Source organism: Enterococcus raffinosus (assembly GCF_018917525.1).
Taxonomy (GTDB): Bacteria; Bacillota; Bacilli; order Lactobacillales; family Enterococcaceae; genus Enterococcus_A; species Enterococcus_A raffinosus_A.
In genome coordinates this window covers 52,930-71,102 of record NZ_JAHLOS010000006.1, presented here as the reverse complement: position 1 = coordinate 71,102, position 18,173 = coordinate 52,930, and the positions used below count along the sequence as shown (strand labels likewise).

Here is an 18,173-nt window from a genome sequence, read left to right as displayed (position 1 = left end):
CTTATGTTACGAAATATCACATGACAACGAGAAATGTTTGAAATTTTTTTTCGTACGTTGAGTTTTTTTCTTTACAAAGTAAAAAAACTTAGCTTATAATTAAGCTCACATTGGAAAAATTAGAGAATGATAAGGAAAATGAGGTGGTAAGACATGCCAATGGTTGAATTTAAGCATGTGGAAAAATACTATGGGAAGTTTCATGCCTTAAAAAAGATTAACTTGTCCTTTGAAAAGGGTGAAGTCGTCGTGGTGATCGGACCATCTGGATCAGGAAAGAGCACAATGCTTCGATGCATCAATGGACTAGAGGATATTTCCTCTGGAGAGTTGCTCGTAAATAATAAGAATCTTCACAGCAAAGATGTAAAATTGAAAGATATTCGGAAAAACATTGGAATGGTTTTTCAACATTTTAATCTCTATCCTAATAAAACCGCGTTAGAAAATATTACGTTAGCGCCAATCAAAGTCTTAAAGCAGTCGCCAGAGGAAGCAACAAAGGCTGCTGAGAAACTGTTAGATAGAGTGGATATGTTAGACAAGAAGGATTCATATCCTTCCATGTTATCTGGAGGACAGCAACAACGGATCGCCATCGCCCGTGGTTTAGCGATGAATCCCGACTTGCTGCTTTTTGATGAGCCAACATCAGCGCTCGATCCAGAAATGATCGGCGATGTGCTGAATGTTATGAAAAAAATTGCTCGAGACGGAATGTCTATGATCGTTGTTACACATGAAATGGGATTTGCTAAAGAAGTAGCAGATCGAATCATTTTCATGGCCGAAGGAGAAGTACTAGAGGACACACGGGATGTCAAAGGATTCTTTGAGAAACCACAAGAAGTCCGTGCACAACAATTTGTTAGCAAAGTAATCAATCATTAGGAGGCAGTTTATGTCGAGGAAAAAAAGAATGTTCTCCTTACTATTTCTTCCGTTACTGCTTGTAATAGTGTTGTCAGGATGTAAAGGAGAAAGTGTCGCAAACGAAAATATCGCGAAACGAATCAAAGACGAACCAACGATCACTTGGGGTGTGAAGTACGATACACGCTTATTCGGTATGATGGACATTAAAACGCGAAAGGTTGAAGGATTTGACATTGATATAGCTAAAGCGATCACAAAAGAAATTCTTGGTAAGGATGGCAAAGCGGAGTTTGTCGAAGTGACTTCGAAAACGCGGATTCCACTACTAAAAAACGGAAACATTGATGCGATTATTGCCACTATGACAATCACGGAGGATCGCAAAAAGGAAGTTGATTTTTCGGATATTTATTTTGATGCAGGACAATCTCTATTAGTAAAAAAAGGGAGTCACATTAAAAATATTAAAGATTTAACAGCTAAAGATACAGTTCTAGCTGTAAAAGGATCAACCTCAACGATTAACATTCGTAAACATGCACCTGAGGCCAAAATTCTTGAATTAGAAAATTATGCAGAAGCATTTACCGCTTTGCAATCTGGGCAAGGTCAGGCGATGACAACAGATAACGCAATCTTACTAGGGATGGCATCAGAAAATGATAATTATGGTTTAACTGGCGGCACATTTACGAACGAACCATATGGAATTGCTATCAACAAAGGGCAAGATGATTTTTTGAAAGAAGTTAATCAAGCACTTCATAAGATGCATGATAATGGTACGTACAATAAAATTTTCGAAAAATGGTTCCCTAAAGATGCAGATGGTCGGGCGAAAAAGGGGGCACAGTTCTAATGACACAATTATTTCAAACATTTTCAGCTGAGTTTGTCAGTGGTTTTAAGTATACAATCTATGCAAGCTTGTTAGCGCTAGTTTTCAGTTTAGTTATTGGAACATTAATGGCGATCCTGCAATTGTCTCATAATCGGATTATCCGCAGTTTAGCAAAGGCTTACGTTGCATTTTTCAGGAATATTCCTTTACTAATCATCGTGATGTTCTTTTACGTTGTAGCACCGATGTATTTCTACAGCTTTGATGGTTTTCAAGCTGGAACAATCGGTTTAACGATTTATACTTCGGCATTTATAGCAGAGACAGTTCGTTCTGGAATTCAAACAGTTCCAAAGGGGCAAATGGAGGCTGGACTTTCTTCAGGGTTCTCTTATTCTGAAACCATGCGTTACATTGTTTTGCCCCAAGCGTTTAAAATCGTGGTACCGCCATTAGGAAATCAATTTATCAATTTAATCAAAAATTCCTCCATCTTAGCGATGGTCGCTGGGTTAGATCTGATGTATCAGGGAGATTTGATTGCCAGTACGACATTCAATACATTTGACACGTATATTATTGTCGGATTGTTCTATTTAGTATTAACACTACCATTATCTTATCTGATGAACTATTTAGATAAGCATTGGTCAAACGCCTAGAAAGGAAGGGGTAATAATAATGAGTGATGCTTTTTCATGGATTAATTTGCGATTCCTTTTGGACGGGCTGTGGGTGACGATTCAAGTTTCAGTTGTCTCGATCATTTTTAGTATGATACTTGGCGGAATTGCAGGGACTGTTCGTTATAGCAATGTACCGATTCTTTCAAAAATTGTCGGTATAATTGTTGATATTATTCGTAATTTACCGTTACTACTGATCATTTTCTTTACGTATTTCGCATTACCGCAAATCGGAATCAAATTAAATATCTTTTGGGCTGCTGTTGCTGCCTTAACAATTTTTGAATCAGCGATGTTATCGGAAATTTTCCGGGCCGGTTTGAATGCTGTGCCGACGGGACAAACAGAAGCAGGAATGTCATCTGGGTTAACCTATGTTCAAACGTTAACTATGATCGTTATGCCGCAAGCTTTCAAATCAATGTTACCGGCTATTTTGAGTCAGTTGATTTCTCTAATCAAAGACACATCGTTAGCTGTGATTATTTCACTACCAGAGCTGACTCATAACGCGAAGATTATCTATGGACAGAATACCAATTATGTTATACCGATGTTCATTGCGATGACAGCTATGTATTTTGTTGTTTGCTATTTATTATCAGTGGTTTCAAACCTGTTAGAAACAAGCAAATACAACTATTAAAAAAGTGAGGCTCATTCATTGAGAAGAGCCTCACTTTTTCTATTCTTTTTCTTTTTCAGTTTTACGTTCAGTTTCTTTCATAGCTGGATCTTCATAGATAGCGCCGGCTTCGGTTTTACCGAGTTTTTCTAAAATACTAGGTTCATGTTCGTCTTTACGGTTTTCCTTCTTTTTCTCTGTTTCCTCTTCGGTTGCTTTGATTGCAGGATCTTGATTACGATCACCAGCAGAAACTTTCCCCATATTTTCAGTTAGTTCTTTTTTATCCATTTTCATCCACCTCTCTCAGAATCAGTGTAGCATTAATTGTTATTCATTCAAAAGAAAACGCTTTTTATAAGACGGGGTTCTAGGGCTTGAAATATTTCGTTAAAAAGTGGAAAATAAGATGAAACTTGTAACAAGATAGGATGAGCGTTTTGTCAAATGAAAGACCAATTGGATTTATTGATTCTGGCGTAGGCGGTTTGACTGTAGTCAAGGAAGCCATGCGTCAGCTACCTAATGAAGAAATCTTATATCTTGGAGATACGGCTCGTTGTCCGTATGGTCCTCGACCAGCTGAGCAAGTCATTGAGTTTACCTGGCAGATGACTCGTTTTTTATTGAAGAAAAATATAAAGATGCTTGTGATCGCCTGCAACACTGCGACCGCGGTAGCGTTAGATGAAATTAAAAAAACTGTCGATATTCCGGTAATCGGTGTGATCCAACCGGGCTCGCGTGCTGCATTAAAAGCTAGCAACACAGGACGTATTGGAGTTATCGGAACACTAGGAACGGTCAAAAGTGGTTCTTATAAACATGAGCTGCAAGAAAAAGCACCGGACACTTATGTATCCAGTCTGGCTTGTCCGAAATTTGTTCCGATTGTGGAAAGTAATCAGTTTAATAGCTCAGTAGCGAAAAAGATTGTTTCGCAAACACTGGCGCCCTTAAAAAAAGAAAAGTTAGACACATTAATCTTAGGATGTACACATTATCCATTGTTACGCCCAATTATTCAGAATGTGATTGGTCAACAGGTGACATTAATTGATTCTGGGGCGGAAACCGTTAATGATGTTAGTACATTATTGGATTATTTTAATTTAAATAATTATGAACAAGCCGAAACAAAATCAAGATCTTTTTACACAACCGGCTCACCTAAGATGTTTAAAGATATCGCTGGTGAATGGTTAGATATTACGAATTTGAATGTGGCACACATTGATTTAGGAGGAGAATAACTTGCGACATGATGGAAGAGCGGTTCAGCAATTACGACCGATTAAGATCGAAACGAATGTTTTTAAACATCCTGAAGGATCAGTCGTCATTTCTTTTGGCGATACCAAAGTAATTTGTTCAGCAACACTAGAAGATTCAGTTCCGCCGTTTTTACGTGGCAGTGAATCCGGTTGGGTGACTGCTGAATACAGTATGCTCCCAAGGGCAACTAATACGCGGAATAGGCGTGAAAGCGCAAAGGGAAAACTATCAGGACGGACGATGGAGATTCAGCGCTTAATTGGTCGTTCTTTGCGTGCCGTGATTGATTTAGAAAAATTGGGTGAACGCAGTATCATTGTGGACTGTGATGTCATCCAAGCTGATGGTGGTACGAGAACGGCCAGCATTACTGGTGGATTCGTCGCCTTGCGTTTAGCTGTTAACAAATTGTTAGCTAGTGGTGAACTAGCAGAAGATCCAATTAAAGAACATTTAGCGGCAATTAGTGTCGGAATGCTACCAGATGGAACTGTCGTAACTGATTTAGACTATCTAGAAGATTCTTCGGCCGCAGTTGATATGAATCTCGTAATGACTGAATCTGGCCGTTTCGTGGAGATTCAAGGTACTGGAGAAGAAGCTACTTTTGATGATGATGAGTTAAACGCGTTGATTTTACATGGTAAAACTGGAATTGCTGAGTTAGTAGCCTACCAAAAAGAAGCACTTTTTGACGAGGTAAAAACGGAAGAAAAGACGATCGTCATTGCTACGCGTAATCCAGGAAAGGCAAGAGAGTTTGCGGCTTTATTCGCAAAGGAAGGCTATCAAACCAAAACACTATTAGATTATCCTGATTTGCCTGATGTCGAGGAAACAGGAACAACCTTCGAAGAAAATGCTCGATTGAAAGCAGAGACGATTGCACAGCTTTTACAGCAGCCGGTCTTAGCGGATGATTCTGGTTTAGTCGTGGATGCCTTGAATGGTATGCCTGGAATTTTTTCAGCTCGTTTTGCTGGGGAACGAAAAAGTGACGCAGCAAATAATGCCAAGTTACTGCATGAACTGACGGATGTGCCTGATGAAAAAAGAACGGCTCATTTCCATTGCACCTTAGTCTTTGCGGCACCTCAAAAAGAAAGCCTAGTGGTGGAGGCGGATTGGGATGGCCGAATCGCTCGAATTCCACAAGGAGATAATGGCTTCGGCTATGACCCATTATTTATTGTTCCTAACTATGATAAAACATCTGCTGAACTAACCTCTGAGGAAAAGAATCAAATCAGTCATCGTGGGATGGCAGTCAAAGAGTTAGAACGAACTTGGAAAGAATGGCTGGAGGGGAATAAATGAAATATTTAGTTGTTAGTGATAACCATGGTGATCGTAACATTTTAGTTGAGATCGTTAATCGCTATGTTGATATGGTTGACCATATGTTTCATTGTGGCGACTCAGAATTGAAAGCAAACGATGAGCTATGGGAACATTTCACAGTCGTCACAGGAAATTGTGATTATGATCCTGGATATAAAAAGGAACAAGTTGTTTCAATCGGTGATGATGTTATTTACATGACTCATGGACATTTATCAAATGTACGTTTTGGACTTACGATGCTTTCTTTACAAGCACAAGAGGCGGGAGCGAATATCGCTTTATTTGGACATATCCACCAAGCAGTTGCAGAGCTTGATAAAAACATTTTATTCGTAAATCCTGGTAGTGTCTCACAGCCACGTGGACCTGTGCGTATCCCTAGTTATGCGATCATTGACAGCGAGAACAACGAATATCGTATTCAATACTATAATCGTGCTCATCAACCGATTGAAGAGCTAGCTGCAACCTTTGAACGTTAGTTCCTAATTTTTATTAAATTTTTGGTGAAATACCGCTTTCTTTTTGCCGTTACGGTAAAATAAGGTGAAGATATTAGAACGGAGGCGTCATATGATTAGTCCCGCAATTGAACAATTAATGATGGAACATGAGGAAACCATGATGATTCCGGCAGAAAATGTTGCGAATGTGATGAAGGAACATCCATTAGAGCATGCGTTACTGCTGTTGTCGCAGGCTGGATATTCAACGATTCCAGTTTTAGATAAAGAGGATCATTTTGTTGGTTTATTGAGCTTGAATGACATTGTAAAAAAAATGTTAGGGATCGATGGTATTGATACATCCAATTTGGAAGAGTTAACTGTTGCGGATGTCATGAAAACAGATGTTGCAGTGATGCGCCCAGATGCCGAACTAGAAGACATTTTACATTTATTGGTAGATGCTTCTTTCTTACCTGTGTTAGATCACAACGGGGTATTCTGTGGAATCGTAACACGTAGAGAAATTTTAAAGGCGGTAAATTATACCTTTCATGCTTTTCAGCGGAAGAATCCCGAAACTCAATTGATTTTTCACGCGAATTCATCAAACTAACTAAAAACTGAATTTTATATAGAACAGACTCTAAGCAGGTACGTAAAGTGGAGTCTGTTTTTTTGTGTGAAATAAATCCCGTAACTTCTTAAATGATGAATACAGATAAATTGACATTCAACAATAGGCATGCTATTTTTATCAAGTGTTTAAACAGTAATCATTACGGTTAAGCTTGATTGAATAAAAAATAGGAGAAAATCAATGGCAAAAAAATCTAAAATTGTTAAAATGCAAAAGCAACAAGCTTTGATTGAACGTTACGCTGAAGAACGTCTAAAATTAAAAGCTGCTGGGGATTACGAGGGATTGGCAAAATTACCGCGGGATTCAAATCCTAATCGATTAAAGTCTCGTGATTTAATCGATGGTCGACCAAGAGGCTATATGCGAAAATTCGGTATGTCAAGAATCAAATTTCGTGAATTAGCTCATAAGGGGCAAATACCCGGCGTTAAAAAGGCGAGTTGGTAAAAAAGCCATAAGCTATTAAAATCGGGAAGCTTTCCTTCTTCAATTTTGTTAAACTGAAAGTATTCAACAAAGTGGAGAGGAGAGATAGTGTGAAAACAGCCTTATTTGTTTTGTTAGATCAGTATGCGGATTGGGAAGCTGCGTATTTGCTGAGTCTGCTGAATCAAAGAGACGATTGGCAAATACAGACTGCTTCAAATTTACCTCAAGTACGATCAATTGGTGGTTTACAAACAACCATTGATCTAAACTTTTCAGAAATTGATCGGATGTATCATTTGCTTGTTTTAGTTGGCGGTAATTCTTGGGATATCCAAAATCAAGAACTTCATCGAATTATTGAAAAGCAGCTTGCCCATCATTTACCAGTGGCAGGGATTTGTGGGGCAGTAGATTATTTAGCTTTTTATGGTTTTTTAGAAGGATATAAGCATACAGGAAACAGTCCTATTCTGTGGCAGGATTTTCAAAACTATCAAACTCCTGAGAACTTTGTAGAAAGACAAGCTGTCAGTGATCGAAATCTTGTTACAGCAAACGGAACAGCAGCGTTAGATTTTACTGAATTCGTCTTACAATTAATCGGAGATAGTCTGATTGAAGCGAAAAAAGAAGTTGATTTATATCGTTTAGGGTATTATGGTTATCGGGAAAAATACGGGCATACATTTGAACAATAAAAAAGAAGTTCGCACCATGAATTTATCATGGTGCGAACTTCTTTTTACTTCCCATACGCAACTGGATTATTGGGAATACTAAAGCCGTTTTGAGTCAAGATTTGGACATAAGCAGATAAAAATTCTTCCTGCAGCTTGTATTGTTTTCCATTTGTTACATACAGAATTGTTCGAATTGCATAGTTGCTATTGCCTAAGTCAACCATTCCGAATAGAGTAGGTCCATCAAAAATTTCATCTTTAAATTCATCGGAAAGTTCTTGATTTGTTTCATCAATCAGATGGATAATCTTATCATACCCTTCATCTGGTTGGATACGAATATCAACCTTTACTTGCATATGGGCACGAGAAAGATTGCTGATAGTGGTAATGTTGCGATTGGGTATAAAATGAACAGTTCCATCTGCGGATTTCATTTGCAGCATACGAATACCAACAGAGGTGACTGTTCCCTCAATTTGCAGATCGGTTAATCGAATATAGTCGCCAACATCGATTTGTTGTTCCATAATAATGAAAAAACCAGTGATTATATCATTAGTGAACCCTTGTGCCCCCAACCCTATGGCGATTCCGGCAATACCGGCACCAGCTAAGAGGGAACCTACAGGAATCCCAAGTGTATCTAAAATCGAATAAAGGAAAAAGAAAAAGAGTGTGTAAGAAAAGACGTTCATTGACAAAGCATGGATTGTCTCAACCCGAGTTGCATTGTCTGCCATTTTCTTTTTCTGCCGATCGAAAGATTGATTGATCAAAAAGCTTCCAATTTTTCTGATTAAATAAAACAAGATCAAAACGGCAATAATTGTCATACCTTTTTGGATTAAAACTGAAAAAACGTGATCCCAATCAATTGATTGCCAATATTTTTGCCAAGCTGACAATTGTTCCGTCGCCTGATCGACAACATTGGTAGTGCTGGAATCCACTGTTTGTGTTGTAAATAAAAACATAAGCCACTCCCATTAGATTAATAAAAATAGTGTAACAATCTTTCGCTTTTCTGTCGACTAGGGAAAATAAACCATCGTTTTCTTTTAATTGAAAAAAATCATGACAACGGTGAAAGAAAGTGATAGACTAACATTTAAATAAGAAGGGGATGATAGAATGGTGAATATAAAATGGGAAGAGTTAGGCTTTGATTATATCAAGACACCTTTCCGCTATATTTCTCATTGGAAAAATGGGCAATGGGATGATGGCGTATTAACAGAGGATAATACCATCACCATTAATGAAGGCTCGACTTGTCTCCATTATGGTCAAGAATGTTTCGAAGGACTAAAGGCATATCGCCGAAAAGACGGAAAAATTAATTTATTCCGCCCAGATGAAAACTCAAAACGTTTGAATAAGAGTGCTGAGCGTCTTCAGATGCCAGCTGTTACAGAAGACAAGTTTATCGATGCGGTGAAACAAGTTGTAAGTGCTAATGAGGAATATGTGCCTCCGTATGGCACTGGAGCAACTTTATATCTACGCCCTTATTTGATTGGCGTAGGTCCAAATATTGGGATCGTTCCTGCACCAGAATATATATTTGGCGTATTCTGCATGCCAGTAGGCCCTTATTTTAAAGGTGGATTAACACCAAGTAATTTCATTGTCTCCGAATATGATAGAGCAGCACCATTCGGAACGGGAGCAGCGAAGGTCGGGGGAAATTACGCAGCCAGTTTATTACCGGGTCAAATTGCTCACGATCGTAATTTTCCTGATTGCATTTATTTGGATCCAGCAACCCATACGAAAATAGAAGAGGTCGGTTCAGCGAACTTTTTCGGAATCACGCGGGATAATCAATTTATCACGCCAAAATCGCCATCGATCTTGCCAAGTATCACGAAATATTCATTGTTGTATCTTGCAAAAGAGCGCTTTGGTTTAGAGGCGATCGAAGGAGACGTACGCTTGGATGAATTGGATAAGTTTGCGGAGGCTGGAGCCTGTGGAACCGCGGCGATTATCGCACCGATTGCCGGAATTCAAAATGGCGACGATTTCCATGTCTTTTATAGTGAGACAGAAGTGGGGCCCGTGACGAAAAAATTGTATGATGAGCTTGTGGGCATTCAATTTGGGGATGTTGAAGCGCCGGATGGTTGGATTTTTGAAGTCTAATAAATTTTATAAAAAAATCGCCGTTCTTCATGAACGACGATTTTTTATATGGATTAGCTTAAGTGAACGCCTTTGTCGACATAGATGATGTCGCCGATGATGCCTGTTGCTAATGGACTAAGTAAGAAAGCACATGAATTTCCAACTTCTTCAATCGTTACAGCGACTTTATCAGGTGTACGTTCTTCCGATAAATTCAATAAGGATTGGTAGTCCTTCACACCAGTTACGGCTAATGTTTTGATTGCTCCTGCAGAAATCGCATTGACACGAATATTTTTTGGCGCAAGTTCTGTAGCTAAGTAACGTACTTCTGCTTCTAATGCAGCTTTGGCGATGCCCATCATGTTGTAGTTAGGGATCGAACGCTCAGATCCCATGTAAGTCATTGTCACGATGCTTCCGCCATCAGTCATCAATGGAGCAGCATATTTTGAAACAGCTAACAATGAATAAGCACTGATATCTTGGGCCAATTGGAAGCCATCACGAGTGATCTCAGTTACATTACCGGATAACTCTTCCTTGTTGGCAAAAGCGATCGAATGGACCAAACCATCGATCGAACCAAATTTTTCTTTGATCGAAGCAAAAGCAGCTTCGATTTTTTCATCGCTGGCTACATCTAGTTCAAACATGTTGGCTTCTTCACCAACTAATTTGACTAAGTTTTTCTTCATTCGATCGTTTTGATAAGTATAAATGATTTCAGCGCCTTGATCAGCGATTGCTTTGGCACATCCCCAAGCAATACTTTTTTTATTGGCAACGCCTGTCACGATAATTTTTTTTCCAGTTAAAATAGACATTAAATGACACACTCCTAAATAATATAAAAAATAATATGCTCTCATTATGTTGGAAAAAGCTTTGATTGTCAAACTATTTTTTTGATTATTCCAATACGTCTTGATTAAACTGAAAGAATATGATAGTTTGATAATCAAATAAAATATTCATAGAGGTGCAAAATGGAAAAAATTATGAATGTCGAAGAAATCATGGCTGCGATCCCAAATCGCTTTCCCATTTACTATTTAGATGCGGTCACAGAGTTTGAAGACGAGAAGCATATCACAGCGGTTAAAAATTTAACGATGAATGAAGACTTTTTTCAAGGCCATTTTCCAGGTGAACCGATCATGCCTGGTACATTGATCGTTGAGGCGCTAGCTCAGGCGGGGTCATTGTTGATTCTTAAATCAGCAGCGTTTGAAGGGAAGACAGCCTATATCGGCGGTATCAATAAGGCAAACTTTTTAGAATTCGTGCGACCAGGAGATACCTTGTTCTTGAATTTTGATATTCAAAAGGTCAAAGGACCGGTTGGAACAGCCAAAGCATGGGCGACAATGGAGGATAAAACTGTCACAGAATGTGAGTTCACCTTTATCGTTGGCGATAAGGAACAAAAAAAATAATTTAAAAAAGAACCGAATTTTCTCAGATGAGAATTCGGTTCTTTTTGACTACTTCTTAGGTTCTTGTAAGACTTTAATTTCAGTGACCTTAACTGGATCTGTCGGTGTAGATTTTTCACCAGAACCGCTATCTTTCACTTCGCCGCCTGCGATTTTGTCAACAACATCCATACCTTCAGTGACTTGACCAAATACAGTGTAATCACCATCTAATTGTGGTGCGCCACCTTTTTTGTAGGCTTCAATGATTTTCTCAGGATAGTATTGAATCGCCAGGCCGTCGCTTTGATCTTCATTATTCGTTACGATAAAGAACTGACTGCCGTTACTGCTGCGAGATTCTGCTCGCGCCATTGAAAGGGCTCCTCGGATATTATAAAGCTGCTTGGAATCTTCGGTCTTGAAGCCTTTTTTCCAAATACTTTCGCCGCCAGTACCATCACCTTTAGGGTCGCCGCCTTGGATCATAAAGTCCTTGATTACTCGATGGAAAGGCGTGTCCTTATAGTAACCATCTTTAGCATGTTTAACAAAGTTTTCTACTGCTTTTGGTGCTTGTTCAGGGAAGAGTTTGATTTTTACATTGCCTTCAGTTGTAACGAGTTCAACTAAGTATTCATCGTCAGTGACTTTGTCGTTCAGCTGAGGCAGATCTAATTTATTTAAATCCACACTGGATTCCGTAGTTTTTGTCGCACTTTCCTTTGTATCTTTCGTAGCATTATCACTGCCGCAAGCTGCGAATAATCCTATCGACAAGGCTAAGCTTGCGCCGATCATTAATTTTTTGAATTGCATATAATTCTCCTTTTCAAACTTATTATCATTCTTATGATAACAAACTTTTAAGTCAGTTCCTATGAAAAAAAGGTGACTTTTGCTTCAAAAAATTTATAGAAACACTCAATAAAAAAAGGAGATCAAAAATGATCTCCTTAAATGCAACTTGAATTTTATAGATTTGCAAATTTTTCTAACAAACGAATCATTTGGCAAGTGAAGCCGTATTCGTTGTCATACCAAGCAACTGTCTTAACTAATTGATAGTCACCAGCAGAAGTTACTTCTGTTTGAGTTGGGTCAAAAATTGATCCTTGAGTTGTTCCGATTACGTCACCAGAAACGATTTCGCGGTCGTCGTAACCAAATGATGGGTTGTCGACTGTATGTTTCTTGATCGCTTCGTTAACTTGGTCAGCAGTAACTTTTGTTTTAAGTACTGAAACCAATTCTGTCAATGAACCATCAACAACGGGAACACGTTGAGCATGTCCTTGTAATTTTCCGTTCAATTCTGGAATTACCAAGCCGATAGCTTTAGCAGCACCAGTTGAATGTGGAATCGTATTGTCAGCAGCAGAACGTGCAGCACGTAGGTTACCGCCCTTAACTGGTCCATCCAATAGCATTTGAGTTGAAGTGTACGCATGAACGGTAGTCATTGTACCAACTTCGATACCAAATTCTTCATTTAAGAAGTAAGCCATAGGAGCTAGGCAGTTTGTTGTACAAGAACCAGCTGAGATAATTTTATCATTAGAATCTAAAGTATCATCATTTACGTTATAAACGATTGTTTTCATTTGACCAGCAGGAGCTGAGATAACGACACGTTTTACACCTGCGTCAATGTGTGCTTTTGCTTTTTCTTCTGAAGTATAGAAGCCAGTACATTCAAGCACGATATCTACACCATTTTCTTTAACCCATGGGATTTTGCTTGCATCCGGTTCAGCATATACACGTGTTTTTTCGCCGTCAACAACGATTGAATCTTCTGTCGCAGTAACTGTGCCAGGGTATGTGCCATGTGTTGAATCAAATTGTAATAATTGTGCCAACATTGTAGGACTTGTTAAGTCGTTGATTGCTACTACTTCAATATCGTCTGATACTTCTTTGATCCGACGGAAAGCTAAACGACCAATACGTCCAAATCCATTAATACCTACTTTTACTGTCATAACCAAAAGTTCCTCCTTTTTAATATCAAGCAAAGCTTGATGCCTTACATTTTTCATTTTGCAACGCATCAATTTTTTTGTCAAAAGATATTACCTGAGAAAAATTTTTAAAGGAAAACTACTAAAAAAATTGAAAGCACCAAATTTTTTTTAAGCTTCTATCAATAAGAATGGACTTTTTCAGTTAATCTAGCTACAATAAACGAGACTTTGTTTATGTGGAGATTCATTAGTCAATAGAATAAAAGAGATAAGGAGGACACGAAAATGTCCATGTTTTTAGATCAAGTAACGATCGATGTCAAAGCCGGCAAAGGCGGAGATGGGATGGTCGCCTTTCGTCGTGAAAAATATGTACCCGATGGTGGACCAGCTGGAGGTGACGGTGGCCGCGGTGGTGATGTCATCTTAGTTGTAGATGAAGGTTTGCGTACACTGATGGATTTTCGTTATAACCGCCATTTTAGAGCTACTCCAGGAGAAAATGGTATGAGTAAGGGAATGCATGGCCGCGGGGCTGAAGACACTTACGTCAGTGTTCCCCCAGGTACGACTGTTCGTGATGCTGATACCGGTGCTTTAATTGGCGATTTAATCGAAAACGGCCAAGAGTTGGTTGTTGCCCATGGCGGACGAGGCGGACGAGGCAATACACGTTTCGCTTCACCGAGAAATCCTGCACCTGAGCTGGCTGAAAATGGTGAGCCCGGACAAGAACGCAACATTGAATTAGAATTGAAAGTCTTAGCTGATGTTGGTTTAGTTGGTTTCCCTTCAGTTGGAAAATCAACAATCCTTTCAGTGATTTCCTCTGCACGTCCAAAAATTGGGGCGTATCATTTCACTACGCTGGTACCTAACTTAGGAATGGTAACAACCAGCGATGGACGTAGTTTTGCGGCTGCTGATTTACCAGGTTTGATAGAGGGAGCATCGCAAGGTGTTGGCTTGGGAACTCAATTTTTACGACATATTGAGCGCACACGTGTCATTTTGCATGTAATCGATATGAGCGGAATGGAAGGTCGCGAGCCTTATGAGGACTACCAAGCGATTAATAAAGAGCTAAGTTCACATAATTTACGTTTGTTGGAACGTCCACAAATTATTGTTGCCAATAAGATGGATATGCCAAACGCGGAAGAAAACTTGAAGAAGTTTAAAGAAGCATTGAAAAAGGACAAGGAAGACGAATTCGCTGATGACATTCCTGTTTTTGCAATTTCAGCAATTACAAAGCAAGGCTTGGATAACTTATTGAACGCTACAGCCGACCTATTAGAAGTAACACCAGAATTCTTGTTGTATGATGACGAAGTAGAAGAGGATACAGTCAACTATGGCTTCCAATCAAATGAACCAGAATTTACCATCACTCGTGAGCCCGACGCAACTTGGGTACTCAGTGGGGAGAAATTGGAAAAACTCTTCAAGATGACAAACTTTGATCACGATGAAACAGTTATGCGGTTTGCTCGTCAACTTCGTTCGATGGGAGTCGATGAGGCATTAAGAGCTCGCGGAGCTAAAGATGGGGATCTTGTTCGTATCGACAAATTTGAATTTGAGTTTGTAGATTAATTTAAGAAGATAATCGTGATTAATTTTAAGTAATATCGCAATTCATTTTGCGGTATTTTTTTGTGTGATAAAAGCAAAAAGAAAGTGTTTTTAATTGTCAAAATGTATGACTTTTTTAGAAGAACGACGAAAATTGACGCTAAAGGTATTGTCAATTATTAATTTATTTTTAAGAGAAATTATTGATTGAAGAATTTTGAATTGTTTAAAAAACAATGAGAGAATAAAACTTTAGAAAATACGCGTTATTTTTAATATTATTAATCGATATTTTTTTGCTACGCTAAAAACGAATTAATATTAAATATTCTTTTCCAAGTAAATCAGCTATGATTCACCAGATGAAAATTAAATGTGTAAAGTAAGATGATTAAATCTTATTTTTTCAGCATTTGAAACAATATGCTCGAAATAAAAGAATTTGTTTTGTTAATTAGGCTTTAATAAAATGACGGTTGTTATTTGTTCTAAAATTTTATGAATGATTGAAAAAAGTGTTGTTTAAAAATGACAATTGAATTATTTTATTTGGGAAAAGTTTTTTTAACCCAAAATTTTTATCAATAATTCTAATTGTGATTACTGAATTATAAGCTTTTGGGTAGCGCCAGAGACTCAGCCGGTGTAAACTAACCTTGTAACAAGTAATAATTATATTGTTAATTAATAAAACTTTCCTAGCCAACTGTTCGGAAACTTATTTTTAATAATGAAAAAGGGGAATAATGTGATGCAAGTATTAATTTTAACGCACAATATCTTAGTTGAGAGACCTTTAGTTGAAAAGCTGCAGCGCTTAAACATTGAAGTTTTAAGCTCAGCAAAATTACTAACCATGCTTCAATCAAAACAAGTACCATTAGAAGTAATGAGCTTTTTCGACGTTCTAATCGTTAGCGAAACGATTTCTGATCAAGAGTTGTCAATCATTCTTGAAGAGGTCGGTGAAAAATTCACAATTATCAGAGAAACCGATCGGATGCCTCAAAAAGAAGAGAAAGCAGATTGGGAATCACAAGGTGTTGATGAATGGTTACTTGAAGATGAAACACTAAGCGGGTTAAGAGAGAAGCTTGCTGAGAAAACACTGAAAGAATCTGTTTACTCAATTGGAATTGGTATGCGTGGAAAACAGGAAGAAGACGAACACGAAAAACGTCCAATTCCTTTATGGAATTTAACACGCTCAGAACGTGAGATGTTAAGTACTCTGATTTCGACTAAAGAAGCACCAATCAGTCGAAACGATTTGGCAGTCAAAATTTGGGGTGACAGCGATTCAGCTAGCCACATGACACGTTTGTCAACGATTATCAAGCATTTGAGAAACAAGCTTAAAATTGACGGTGTTGAATATGATGTCATTCGCACAAATTGGGGCGAAGGCTATCAGCTATCTAAAGTCTTTTTCGATCACTACATTGTTGATGATCGGATTATGGAAGAAATAAAAACTGGAAATTAATCTCTATTAAGACTGTAGGCAAAATCCTTATTCGGATTTTAACCTATGGTCTTTTCTTTTAACTTAATTAGTTAACATAATTAAGTTATGGATATTTAAACTCATTCTATTTTCCAAAAAATTCATTTCTTGCTACACTAGGATTAAAAGAATAAGGGAGCGAAAATGATGGAAAAACGTGTAATAATTATGAATTTCGATGTGGAATCGAAAGCTTATGAAGCCTTCTCAAAGGCAAAACGTCTTCACATGAACAAATCTTTTAAAGGAGAACAGATGGCTGTCGTTCATCATTCGAATGATGGTGAGCACAAATTTGAGATCGAAGACTTTTTAGATTTCACTGGCAGCAACAAAAGTTCAACTGGTGGTTTGATCGGTATGATGGTTGGTATTCTTGGTGGTCCGATCGGGATTTTATTAGGCTGGTTTACTGGCGGTATGATCGGTGCGACACAAGATGCCAAGGAAGTCCGAGAAGCCACGGGAGTTTTTGAATTTTTAATCGATAAGATCGGCGAAGGTGATACAGCGTTACTTTTGATTGCTGAGGAAGAGGACAATCGTCCATTAAATCAATTAATCATGATGGAATTAGGCGGCGAAATCACTCGACTTGATTATGAAGAAGTAGAAAACGAAGTGAAAAAGACCCAAGAAATGGCTAAAAACTCTAAAGAACGTGAAGAAGCAGCGGATGAGACGAAATCGGAAGAGTAGCCTAAAGCGTGTCCTAAAGAAGAGAAAGATTTCCTTTATTAGATTGCACTAAGTAGGACTTTCTTCTAAAATAAGATTAATTTGATAGAAAGTCAGGGAAATTATGGAATTAGAATTTTTGGGAACAGGTGCAGGCGTACCTGCGAAGCATCGTAATGTCAGCAGTTTGGCTTTGAAATTGTTGGATGAACGGAATACAATCTGGCTATTTGACTGCGGCGAGGGAACGCAGATGCAGATTTTGCGAACCAATATTAAACCGCGGAAGATTGAGAAGATATTTATTTCTCATTTGCATGGCGATCACATTTTTGGGTTGCCCGGTTTATTAAGCAGTCGTTCCTTCCAAGGCGGTGAAGAACCCATCATAATTTATGGTCCGGCCGGACTAGAAAATTATGTGCGAACATCTTTGCAGGTTACGAAAACTCGTTTGGCTTATCCATTGCAGTTTGTTGAACTTAGTGAAGGTATCATTTTTAAGGATAACCAATTTACGGTGGAATGTATGCTACTGGATCACGGGATTGACAGTTATGGCTTCCGTGTGAAGGAGGCAGATCATGAAGGCATGCTTCAGGTTGAAAAATTGGTTGCACTAGGTATTCCTGCTGGTCCAATATACGGAAAGTTGAAGCAAGGTCAAAAAGTAACACTTTCAAATGGACAAGTAATTGATGGAAAAGATTTTGTAGGAGAAAGCAAAAAGGGAAGAATTGTAACGATTTTCGGTGATACTCGCTACACGAACAAATCAAGTGAATTTGCTAAAGACAGCGATGTGATCGTTCATGAAAGTACCTTTAATAAGAATGAAGCAAAGCTTGCGCGAGCTTATTTTCATTCTACAACTCATCAGGCGGCAACTATCGCCAAAGAAGCTCAAGCTAAAAAATTGATACTGACGCATATTTCTGCGAGATATCTTGCAAAAGAAGCAAAAGAATTAGAAGAAGAAGCTCGTGATATCTTTCCAAATACACAAGTTGCCAAAGATTTCGATATCATGGATATTCCGTTTTCATAAAA

The 18,173-nt window shown here is 38.4% G+C and carries 21 protein-coding genes; 16 read left to right on the top strand and 5 right to left on the bottom strand.

Annotated elements, in window-relative coordinates; all coding sequences use genetic code 11:
* Window positions 1–153 precede the first annotated feature (153 nt).
* Genes KQI58_RS06250 through KQI58_RS06235 form a run of 4 tightly spaced genes read left to right on the top strand, consistent with a single transcriptional unit; the run spans window position 154 to window position 3,049 of the window.
* Window positions 154–891 (top strand): amino acid ABC transporter ATP-binding protein, encoded by a 738-nt coding sequence (locus tag KQI58_RS06250; RefSeq protein WP_216407456.1) that lies wholly within the window; start codon window positions 154–156, stop codon window positions 889–891.
* A gap of 10 nt (window positions 892–901) precedes the next feature.
* Window positions 902–1,735 carry a transporter substrate-binding domain-containing protein gene (locus KQI58_RS06245; protein WP_216407453.1) on the top strand — a complete coding sequence of 278 codons (834 nt, stop codon included), beginning with the start codon at window positions 902–904 and terminating at the stop codon, window positions 1,733–1,735.
* Window positions 1,735–2,379 carry an amino acid ABC transporter permease gene (locus KQI58_RS06240; protein ID WP_216407451.1) on the top strand — a complete coding sequence of 215 codons (645 nt, stop codon included), beginning with the start codon at window positions 1,735–1,737 and terminating at the stop codon, window positions 2,377–2,379. Before KQI58_RS06245 ends, KQI58_RS06240 begins: the two co-directional genes overlap by 1 nt.
* 13 nt (window positions 2,380–2,392) lie before the next feature.
* Entirely contained in the window at window positions 2,393–3,049 is a 657-nt protein-coding gene (locus KQI58_RS06235; protein WP_216407595.1) for an amino acid ABC transporter permease, read from the top strand.
* A 39-nt stretch (window positions 3,050–3,088) separates the two neighbouring features.
* On the opposite strand, the gene KQI58_RS06230 is transcribed toward KQI58_RS06235, so the two are convergent.
* Window positions 3,089–3,319 carry a hypothetical protein gene (locus tag KQI58_RS06230; protein ID WP_216407449.1) on the bottom strand — a complete coding sequence of 77 codons (231 nt, stop codon included), beginning with the start codon at window positions 3,317–3,319 and terminating at the stop codon, window positions 3,089–3,091.
* Between the two features lie 140 nt (window positions 3,320–3,459).
* On the opposite strand from KQI58_RS06230, the gene racE reads away from it, so the two are divergent.
* From racE to KQI58_RS06200, 6 genes are all read left to right on the top strand, one after another.
* On the top strand, window positions 3,460–4,281 hold the full coding sequence (gene racE, locus KQI58_RS06225; RefSeq protein ID WP_301282189.1) for a glutamate racemase: 822 nt from the start codon (window positions 3,460–3,462) through the stop codon (window positions 4,279–4,281).
* A gap of 1 nt (window position 4,282) precedes the next feature.
* On the top strand, window positions 4,283–5,620 hold the full coding sequence (gene rph / locus KQI58_RS06220) for a ribonuclease PH (RefSeq protein ID WP_216407445.1): 1,338 nt from the start codon (window positions 4,283–4,285) through the stop codon (window positions 5,618–5,620).
* Window positions 5,617–6,129 (top strand): metallophosphoesterase, encoded by a 513-nt coding sequence (locus KQI58_RS06215; protein ID WP_216407443.1) that lies wholly within the window; start codon window positions 5,617–5,619, stop codon window positions 6,127–6,129. Before rph ends, KQI58_RS06215 begins: the two co-directional genes overlap by 4 nt.
* Window positions 6,130–6,220: 91 nt before the next feature.
* A complete protein-coding gene (gene cbpB, locus KQI58_RS06210) occupies window positions 6,221–6,709 on the top strand; it encodes a cyclic-di-AMP-binding protein CbpB (protein ID WP_016180154.1) in 489 nt (162 codons plus the stop codon).
* Between the two features lie 204 nt (window positions 6,710–6,913).
* Complete coding sequence (rpsN, locus tag KQI58_RS06205; RefSeq protein WP_216407441.1) at window positions 6,914–7,183, top strand: 30S ribosomal protein S14; 270 nt, start codon at window positions 6,914–6,916, stop codon at window positions 7,181–7,183.
* Between the two features lie 89 nt (window positions 7,184–7,272).
* Window positions 7,273–7,863 (top strand): DJ-1/PfpI family protein, encoded by a 591-nt coding sequence (locus KQI58_RS06200; protein ID WP_216407439.1) that lies wholly within the window; start codon window positions 7,273–7,275, stop codon window positions 7,861–7,863.
* A gap of 44 nt (window positions 7,864–7,907) precedes the next feature.
* Here KQI58_RS06200 and KQI58_RS06195 read toward each other — a convergent pair whose 3' ends face one another.
* On the bottom strand, window positions 7,908–8,822 hold the full coding sequence (locus KQI58_RS06195; RefSeq protein WP_216407437.1) for a mechanosensitive ion channel family protein: 915 nt from the start codon (window positions 8,820–8,822) through the stop codon (window positions 7,908–7,910).
* Window positions 8,823–8,979: 157 nt separating this feature from the next.
* Between KQI58_RS06195 and KQI58_RS06190 the strand changes: the two genes are divergently transcribed.
* The gene (locus KQI58_RS06190) at window positions 8,980–9,993 is read left to right on the top strand and encodes a branched-chain amino acid aminotransferase (RefSeq protein ID WP_216407435.1); all 1,014 of its coding nucleotides are present in this window, start codon (window positions 8,980–8,982) and stop codon (window positions 9,991–9,993) included.
* 53 nt (window positions 9,994–10,046) lie between these two features.
* On the opposite strand, the gene fabI is transcribed toward KQI58_RS06190, so the two are convergent.
* A complete protein-coding gene (gene fabI, locus KQI58_RS06185) occupies window positions 10,047–10,802 on the bottom strand; it encodes an enoyl-ACP reductase FabI (protein ID WP_216407434.1) in 756 nt (251 codons plus the stop codon).
* A 162-nt stretch (window positions 10,803–10,964) separates the two neighbouring features.
* Here fabI and fabZ point away from each other — a divergent pair, with 162 nt between their 5' ends.
* Complete coding sequence (gene fabZ / locus KQI58_RS06180; protein ID WP_216407432.1) at window positions 10,965–11,414, top strand: 3-hydroxyacyl-ACP dehydratase FabZ; 450 nt, start codon at window positions 10,965–10,967, stop codon at window positions 11,412–11,414.
* 48 nt (window positions 11,415–11,462) lie between these two features.
* Here the strand turns inward: fabZ and KQI58_RS06175 are convergent, their stop codons facing one another.
* Window positions 11,463–12,212: a peptidylprolyl isomerase gene (locus KQI58_RS06175; protein WP_216407430.1), complete on the bottom strand. Its 750-nt coding sequence runs from the start codon at window positions 12,210–12,212 to the stop codon at window positions 11,463–11,465.
* Between the two features lie 155 nt (window positions 12,213–12,367).
* Window positions 12,368–13,378 carry a type I glyceraldehyde-3-phosphate dehydrogenase gene (gap, locus tag KQI58_RS06170; RefSeq protein ID WP_216407428.1) on the bottom strand — a complete coding sequence of 337 codons (1,011 nt, stop codon included), beginning with the start codon at window positions 13,376–13,378 and terminating at the stop codon, window positions 12,368–12,370.
* Window positions 13,379–13,645: 267 nt separating this feature from the next.
* On the opposite strand from gap, the gene obgE reads away from it, so the two are divergent.
* The 4 genes from obgE to rnz all read left to right on the top strand — a co-directional run bounded on the left by obgE (window position 13,646) and on the right by rnz (window position 18,171).
* On the top strand, window positions 13,646–14,959 hold the full coding sequence (obgE, locus tag KQI58_RS06165) for a GTPase ObgE (protein WP_216407426.1): 1,314 nt from the start codon (window positions 13,646–13,648) through the stop codon (window positions 14,957–14,959).
* A 730-nt stretch (window positions 14,960–15,689) separates the two neighbouring features.
* Window positions 15,690–16,424, top strand: coding sequence for a winged helix-turn-helix domain-containing protein (locus KQI58_RS06160; RefSeq protein ID WP_216407424.1), 735 nt, complete (start codon window positions 15,690–15,692; stop codon window positions 16,422–16,424).
* Window positions 16,425–16,592: 168 nt separating this feature from the next.
* Window positions 16,593–17,144: a DUF456 domain-containing protein gene (locus KQI58_RS06155; RefSeq protein WP_216407422.1), complete on the top strand. Its 552-nt coding sequence runs from the start codon at window positions 16,593–16,595 to the stop codon at window positions 17,142–17,144.
* Between the two features lie 103 nt (window positions 17,145–17,247).
* Window positions 17,248–18,171 carry a ribonuclease Z gene (gene rnz / locus KQI58_RS06150; protein WP_216407420.1) on the top strand — a complete coding sequence of 308 codons (924 nt, stop codon included), beginning with the start codon at window positions 17,248–17,250 and terminating at the stop codon, window positions 18,169–18,171.
* The last annotated feature ends 2 nt before the right edge of the window (window positions 18,172–18,173 follow it).

What these genes read in the sequence shown, in the direction of transcription:
- racE (WP_301282189.1), top strand. Translation starts at nt 3,460, where the DNA reads ATGAGCGTTTTGTCAAATGAAAGACCAATTGGATTTATTGATTCTGGC.
- KQI58_RS06245 (WP_216407453.1), top strand. Translation starts at nt 902, where the DNA reads ATGTCGAGGAAAAAAAGAATGTTCTCCTTACTATTTCTTCCGTTACTG.
- obgE (WP_216407426.1), top strand. Translation starts at nt 13,646, where the DNA reads ATGTCCATGTTTTTAGATCAAGTAACGATCGATGTCAAAGCCGGCAAA.
- gap (WP_216407428.1), bottom strand. Translation starts at nt 13,378, where the DNA reads ATGACAGTAAAAGTAGGTATTAATGGATTTGGACGTATTGGTCGTTTA.
- KQI58_RS06190 (WP_216407435.1), top strand. Translation starts at nt 8,980, where the DNA reads ATGGTGAATATAAAATGGGAAGAGTTAGGCTTTGATTATATCAAGACA.
- KQI58_RS06175 (WP_216407430.1), bottom strand. Translation starts at nt 12,212, where the DNA reads ATGCAATTCAAAAAATTAATGATCGGCGCAAGCTTAGCCTTGTCGATA.
- rnz (WP_216407420.1), top strand. Translation starts at nt 17,248, where the DNA reads ATGGAATTAGAATTTTTGGGAACAGGTGCAGGCGTACCTGCGAAGCAT.
- KQI58_RS06240 (WP_216407451.1), top strand. Translation starts at nt 1,735, where the DNA reads ATGACACAATTATTTCAAACATTTTCAGCTGAGTTTGTCAGTGGTTTT.
- cbpB (WP_016180154.1), top strand. Translation starts at nt 6,221, where the DNA reads ATGATTAGTCCCGCAATTGAACAATTAATGATGGAACATGAGGAAACC.
- KQI58_RS06160 (WP_216407424.1), top strand. Translation starts at nt 15,690, where the DNA reads ATGCAAGTATTAATTTTAACGCACAATATCTTAGTTGAGAGACCTTTA.
- KQI58_RS06155 (WP_216407422.1), top strand. Translation starts at nt 16,593, where the DNA reads ATGGAAAAACGTGTAATAATTATGAATTTCGATGTGGAATCGAAAGCT.
- fabI (WP_216407434.1), bottom strand. Translation starts at nt 10,802, where the DNA reads ATGTCTATTTTAACTGGAAAAAAAATTATCGTGACAGGCGTTGCCAAT.
- rpsN (WP_216407441.1), top strand. Translation starts at nt 6,914, where the DNA reads ATGGCAAAAAAATCTAAAATTGTTAAAATGCAAAAGCAACAAGCTTTG.
- KQI58_RS06230 (WP_216407449.1), bottom strand. Translation starts at nt 3,319, where the DNA reads ATGGATAAAAAAGAACTAACTGAAAATATGGGGAAAGTTTCTGCTGGT.
- KQI58_RS06215 (WP_216407443.1), top strand. Translation starts at nt 5,617, where the DNA reads ATGAAATATTTAGTTGTTAGTGATAACCATGGTGATCGTAACATTTTA.
- KQI58_RS06195 (WP_216407437.1), bottom strand. Translation starts at nt 8,822, where the DNA reads ATGTTTTTATTTACAACACAAACAGTGGATTCCAGCACTACCAATGTT.
- fabZ (WP_216407432.1), top strand. Translation starts at nt 10,965, where the DNA reads ATGGAAAAAATTATGAATGTCGAAGAAATCATGGCTGCGATCCCAAAT.
- KQI58_RS06250 (WP_216407456.1), top strand. Translation starts at nt 154, where the DNA reads ATGCCAATGGTTGAATTTAAGCATGTGGAAAAATACTATGGGAAGTTT.